Source organism: Thermaurantimonas sp. (genome assembly GCF_046299575.1).
Classification (GTDB): domain Bacteria; phylum Bacteroidota; class Bacteroidia; order Flavobacteriales; family Schleiferiaceae; genus Thermaurantimonas.
Map to the genome: position 1 here is coordinate 1 of NZ_JBKBHX010000012.1, position 6126 is coordinate 6126.

7 protein-coding genes and 1 pseudogene are annotated in these 6126 nt (G+C 43.0%); all 8 read left to right on the forward strand.

All coding sequences use genetic code 11. The annotated features are described in order from the left end of the window. The first annotated feature begins 113 nt into the window (after positions 1-113). Entirely contained in the window at positions 114-692 is a 579-nt protein-coding gene (locus tag ACK4EX_RS11585; RefSeq protein ID WP_409773000.1) for an acyltransferase, read from the forward strand. 62 nt (positions 693-754) lie between these two features. Then, positions 755-1801, forward strand: coding sequence for a polysaccharide biosynthesis protein (locus ACK4EX_RS11590; RefSeq protein WP_409773010.1), 1047 nt, complete (start codon positions 755-757; stop codon positions 1799-1801). A 136-nt stretch (positions 1802-1937) separates the two neighbouring features. After that, positions 1938-2384 carry a hypothetical protein gene (locus tag ACK4EX_RS11595; RefSeq protein ID WP_409773002.1) on the forward strand — a complete coding sequence of 149 codons (447 nt, stop codon included), beginning with the start codon at positions 1938-1940 and terminating at the stop codon, positions 2382-2384. Positions 2385-2452: 68 nt separating this feature from the next. Next, positions 2453-2773: pseudogene (locus tag ACK4EX_RS11600) on the forward strand (GxxExxY protein); the annotation flags it as partial. Positions 2774-2937: 164 nt separating this feature from the next. Then, positions 2938-4092 (forward strand): NAD-dependent epimerase/dehydratase family protein, encoded by a 1155-nt coding sequence (locus ACK4EX_RS11605; protein WP_409773004.1) that lies wholly within the window; start codon positions 2938-2940, stop codon positions 4090-4092. Between the two features lie 125 nt (positions 4093-4217). Continuing rightward, positions 4218-4484, forward strand: coding sequence for a four helix bundle protein (locus ACK4EX_RS11610; protein WP_409773005.1), 267 nt, complete (start codon positions 4218-4220; stop codon positions 4482-4484). A 161-nt stretch (positions 4485-4645) separates the two neighbouring features. After that, positions 4646-5827: a non-hydrolyzing UDP-N-acetylglucosamine 2-epimerase gene (gene wecB / locus ACK4EX_RS11615; protein WP_409773007.1), complete on the forward strand. Its 1182-nt coding sequence runs from the start codon at positions 4646-4648 to the stop codon at positions 5825-5827. 176 nt (positions 5828-6003) lie between these two features. Beyond that, a partial coding sequence (locus ACK4EX_RS11620) for a WxcM-like domain-containing protein (protein WP_409773012.1) occupies positions 6004-6126 on the forward strand: 123 nt, incomplete at its 3' end.

Here is a 6126-nt window from a genome sequence, read left to right on the forward strand (position 1 = left end):
CTACAAGCCGGATTCAGATCTGCTTAATGGTCTTAAAGTGACTGTCGATTATTACAAGAAAGAGCTCCTGAAGGTCATTAATTAATTTTTTAAAAATTTTAATACCCCTGCCAATGACTGAAAAATCCTACTATGCGCATCCCACCGCAGTAATAGATCACGATTGTGAAATTGGGGAAGGAACCAAAATCTGGCACTTTTCGCACATCATGACCGGCTGTAAAATCGGTCGAAACTGCAATCTGGGTCAAAATGTGGTGGTAAGTCCTGAAGTCATCCTGGGCAACAACGTGAAAGTCCAAAACAACGTCAGTATTTATACAGGGGTCACCTGCGATGATGATGTCTTTCTCGGACCGAGCATGGTTTTTACCAATGTCATCAACCCTCGGTCTGCTGTCAACAGACGCGGACAATACCTCAAAACACACGTAGGCAGGGGCGCTACCATCGGAGCCAATGCCACCATCGTATGTGGCCATGACATAGGGCCTTATGCCTTTATAGGCGCTGGATCCGTAGTGACCAAAGCCGTAAAGGCCTATGCGTTGGTCGTGGGCAATCCGGCCCGTCAGATTGGCTGGATGAGCGAATATGGCCATCGCCTGCACTTCGATGAGACCGGCCGCGCCCAGTGTCCGGAGAGTTTGGAAGTTTACATAATGATCAATGGTAACATTAAAAAAATTTAATCAAATATTTTTTTGAAATTATTTCTTTAAATATAGAGTTGCCTGCATAATTGTACGTTAACATGGTAATAAAAAAAGGTAGTAAATTGTTAATTACTGGAGGCACAGGCTCTTTTGGCAACGCAGTGTTGAACCGTTTTATGGATGACGAACGGTTTGATGAGATTCGCATTTTCTCGCGCGACGAAAAAAAGCAGGATGATATGCGAAAACGCCTCAATAACCCGAAAGTAAAATTTTACATAGGCGACGTACGAAACCAGAGTGCTGTGGATATGGTGGTAAAAGGTGTTGATTATATTTTCCACGCTGCAGCCCTTAAACAGGTTCCTTCCTGTGAGTTCTTTCCCATTGAAGCAGTAAAAACCAACATCCTTGGAACGGACAATGTGCTGAGTGCCGCCGAACGTTATCACGTCAAACGTGCAGTTGTGTTAAGCACCGACAAAGCGGCTTATCCCATCAACGCCATGGGTATGTCGAAAGCGCTGATGGAAAAGGTGATGATTGCCCGCTCCAGAAACCTTGAGGATAACGGAACGGTGTTTTGTGGAACACGCTACGGAAACGTCATGGCCTCCCGTGGATCGGTGATACCCCTTTTTGTGGATCAGATTAAAACCGGAAAAGCCCTCACCATCACCGACCCGAATATGACCCGCTTTATGATGACCCTGGAGGACGCGGTCGATCTTGTGCTTTATGCTTTCGAACATGGGCAAAATGGAGATATTTTCGTACAGAAAGCCCCGGCAGCCACAGTGGAAACTTTGGCTAAAGCTTTACTTGAGCTCTATCAGGCTGACAATCCGATACGCATCATCGGCACACGCCACGGCGAAAAACTTTATGAAACCCTTGTAAACCGCGAGGACATGGTCAAAGCTCATGATATGGGAGGTTACTACCGCATACCGGCCGACACCCGAAATCTTAATTATGAACTATACTATAGCCAAGGCGTTGAGGATTTTTCAAAATATGATGAATACCACTCGCATAACACGAAACAACTTGATTTAGAAGAGATGAAGAGCCTACTGCTGAAACTGCCAATGATTCGTCGAGATATCCTCGGTGATATGGAAGCAATTCAATATCCGGAATGATTTTATACTACACAAAGTTTCTCAGATTTTAACTCTGAAAAACATAGTGAAGCCTCAATAATTCAGCAACATTTTAATAAAAAACCTCACAATAAACTGGTTAACACTGAACCCGACACTGAGAAAAAAACACACTGTGCAAATTATCAAAGGCAACATTCATAAAGATCAACGTGGGATTGTAAGATTCGTAAACGATTTTCATTTTGAAAATGTAAAGCGCTTCTACGCCATCACCCACCCGGATACCGATACCATTCGTGCCTGGCAGGGACACAAACTGGAAACCAAATACTTCTTCGTCTCAAAAGGCAGCTTCATTATCAATTCTATAGCTATTGATAACTGGGAATCACCTTCTAAAGACCTCAAAATCAATGCCTATACCCTCATTGATACCCAAAGCGAAATCCTCACCATCCCTCCAGGCCGCGTCAACGGCTTCAAAGCCCTCGAAGCAGACTCAACGTTGATAGTATTTTCTGATATGTTGTTGGAAGACTCAAAAATGGATGATATAAGGTTTCCTCTTGATTTATGGAAATTTGTTACACGGAGTAACTCAGAGTTAAACACAGTGTAACAATGCAATCAACAGAAATGGAAACCAACCTACTTACAAACGAAATTTAGGATTAAGCCTACAAAGTCCACCCCATTCTTTGCTCGGGACTACTTGAATCAGCTTGTCACGCGTGTTTAGTTTATGAATTGCGAAAGAAAGGTTTCAAAGTTGAAAAAGAAAAACCACTGCTATTGATTTACGAAGAATTAAAACTGGATTGTAGTTGCCGGATCGATATTTTAGTTGAAGATTGGGTTGTTATTGAACTTAAAACTGTGGAAGCATTTACGGATGTGCATACACCGCAAGTGCTTACTTATCTCCGTTTATCAGCTCATTACGTGGGTTTGTTGTTAAACTTCTACACTAAAAGCCTGAAAGATGGTATTAAAAGATTAGTTCTATAAATAAAAAGTTCCACAGTGTTACAAGAAGGAAACACAGCGTCACACAGTACAAAAAGAAAATAACTCCTTGAAACTCAGTTCAAAACACCGTTTACGCCTTTGCCACAAAAACTCATACCTTGAAACTCTGTTCAAAACACCGCGAAACTCTGTGAAACAAAAAGATGATTAAAGTAGGAATCACCGGCCAACGTGGCTTCATAGGCACCCATCTATTTAACACCTTAGGGCTTTACAATGATAAATATGACCGCATTCCCTTTGAGGATGGTTATTTTAAGGATGAAGATAAACTCAGGAACTTTGTCTCATCCTGCGACGCCATCGTTCACCTGGCCGCTATGAACCGCCACAACGATCCCGAAGTCATCTATAACACCAACATCGGTCTGGTCAAACAACTCATCTCCGCCTGCGAAGCCACCAAATCAACTCCACATATACTTTTTTCATCATCAACCCAGGAAGAACGCGACAACCTCTACGGCAAATCCAAGAAAGAAGGACGACTTCTTTTCGAACAATGGGCACTTAAAAACAACGCTTGCTTTACTGGACTCATTATTCCCAATGTCTTTGGTCCTTTCGGGCATCCTTATTACAACTCTGTTGTGGCTACTTTCTGTCACCAGCTTACACATAACGAAACACCAAAAATCGAGGTGGATGGAGAACTGAAATTGATTTACGTAGGAGATTTGGTAAAAGAGATTATATCTGATATTCAGTTGCACAGCGTCGCTCAGAATCAACCACAGATTAACACTGTGAAACACTGTGAAACCAAACAGATACCTCATAGCTCAACCATCAAAGTCTCCGATTTACTTTCCAAACTCACACAATACAGAAACGACTACTTCGAAAAGGGGGAAATACCCAACCTCAATACACCCTTCGACCGCAATCTCTGGAACACCTTTCTCTGCTATATCGACCATGAAAGCTTCTTTCCTTATCTACTAAAACTTAAAACCGACTACAGAGGCTCTTTCGTCGAAACTATTAAACTCAACAGTGGAGGACAAATAAGCTTTTCAACTACCATGTGTGGAGTTACTCGTGGCAACCATTTTCATACCCGAAAAGCTGAACGCTTCGCCGTCATCAAAGGCAAAGCCCGCATCCAACTGCGTCGCATTGGCACGAACAAAATCATGAACTTCGACCTCGACGGCAGCCAACCCGCTTTCGTGGACATGCCCATCTGGCACACACACAACATCACCAATGTTGGGGAGGAAGAGCTTTACACTATTTTTTGGATCAACGAACATTATAATCCAGAGGATGCCGATACGTTTTTTGAGAAAGTTTAGCACGGAGTGGAAAAGTGGAAAGGTGGAAAAGTGATAAAGTGGAAAAGTGGAGGCGTGGGTGTAGAGATGATGGAGAAAACAATAAAGTAGTAAATTACTAATATACAATAGGTTAAATAATCGCTATGGAAAGGGATTTAAGTAGGGTAAGTAGTTTTAGGGATCTGGATGTCTGGAAAAAATCCATGGAACTTTCAGTGGATATCTACAATATTACCCAATCTTTCCCCAGTACGGAATTATATGGATTAACGTCACAATTGCGCCGGGCTGCAGTATCCGTGGCGTCAAACATTGCCGAAGGATCAGGGCGTAGTTCTACAAAAGAAGTTCTTCAATTTCTGAATATTGCCAATGGCTCACTTGCCGAAATAGAAACACTATTGGACTAACCTATCGCCTTAATTACATATAATCAATCGAAATACAGTCTAACATCAACCATATCAGAAGCATGATATTCGGACTCATCCGCTCTCTCCGCAAAAAACCATAATTCACTCACCTCACCAATCTACCACGCTACCACACTATAGCACCCTACCACCTTAGCATGAATAAACTCAAAGTCCTCACCGTCGTTGGCACCCGTCCAGAGATTATCCGCCTCTCTCGCGTCATGGCAGCCCTCGACGCATCCGAAGCCATTAAGCACATCACCGTCCATACCGGCCAGAATTACGATTATGAGCTTAATCAGATCTTTTATGAAGACTTAGAGATTAGAAAGCCGGACTATTTCCTCAATGCAGCCGGAGAAACTCCTTCGGCCACCATTGGTCAGATTTTAATCAACATTGATCCCATACTCGAAAAAGAAAAGCCCGACGCCTTCCTGGTATTGGGCGATACCAATTCTTGCCTCTGTGCCATTCCGGCAAAAAAAAGACATATACCTATATTTCATATGGAGGCAGGTAACCGTTGTTTCGACCAGCGCGTTCCGGAAGAAACCAACCGCAAGATTGTAGACCATATTTCCGATATCAACCTCACCTACAGTAGTATAGCCCGGGAATATCTGCTGCGCGAAGGACTTCCGCCCGATCGGGTCATAAAGACGGGTAGCCCCATGTATGAGGTCCTGCATCATTATATGCCAAAGATCATGGCCTCTGATGTACTGACACGTTTTGGCCTCGAAAAAGGAAAATATTTCGTCGTCTCTGCCCACCGTGAGGAAAACATTAACAGCGAGAAAAATTTTAAAGGATTAATTAATTCATTGAATCTCATCGCCGAAAAATATGGCTATCGCATCATTGTCTCAACGCATCCTCGTACCCGAAAAAAGTTAGAAGAGTTTCAAGGGCAAAACAAAAGTATAACGACAAAAGACAAAAGTGAAAAAGATGGGTATGCTTTGCATCCATTGATTGAATGGCAGAAACCATTAGGTTTCTCCGATTACAACGCACTGCAGATCAATGCCTTCGCCGTCCTCTCCGACTCTGGCACCATCTCAGAGGAATCCTCCATCATGAATTTTCGTGCCCTCAACATCCGCGAAGCCCACGAACGCCCCGAAGCCATGGAGGAAGCATCCGTGATGATGGTAGGCCTCAATCCCGAAAGGATTATGCAGGGCCTGGTTCAATTACAATACCAAAAAACAGGTAATGAAAGAAATTTCAGGCAAGTAAGCGACTACGCCATGCCCAATGTGAGTGAAAAAGTGGTTCGGATCATCCTTGCCTACAGCGATTACGTAAGACGGGTGGTCTGGAGTGAATAACATAAGATACAGTTAGCTTAACAAAGCCGGAGAACTTAACTCACACCATTATTTCTCCACTCTCCACACGGCTTTTTTTAAATTAATCCTTGATCTTACTCTTATCACTGTTACCCATAACTTAAAAGACTACAAATAACTTATTAATGTCAATTCTTGAATCTTTGAATCTCTCCATGCCACAAATCATCCCTCTCCCCAAATTTGAAGACCCCCGCGGAAACCTCTCTTTCATCGAGGAATTTAAGCATATCCCCTTCAAAATCGAGCGTGTGTATTGGATCTACGACGTGCCCGGC

What these genes read in the sequence shown, in the direction of transcription:
- ACK4EX_RS11590 (WP_409773010.1), top strand. Translation starts at nt 755, where the DNA reads ATGGTAATAAAAAAAGGTAGTAAATTGTTAATTACTGGAGGCACAGGC.
- ACK4EX_RS11585 (WP_409773000.1), top strand. Translation starts at nt 114, where the DNA reads ATGACTGAAAAATCCTACTATGCGCATCCCACCGCAGTAATAGATCAC.
- wecB (WP_409773007.1), top strand. Translation starts at nt 4,646, where the DNA reads ATGAATAAACTCAAAGTCCTCACCGTCGTTGGCACCCGTCCAGAGATT.
- ACK4EX_RS11605 (WP_409773004.1), top strand. Translation starts at nt 2,938, where the DNA reads ATGATTAAAGTAGGAATCACCGGCCAACGTGGCTTCATAGGCACCCAT.
- ACK4EX_RS11610 (WP_409773005.1), top strand. Translation starts at nt 4,218, where the DNA reads ATGGAAAGGGATTTAAGTAGGGTAAGTAGTTTTAGGGATCTGGATGTC.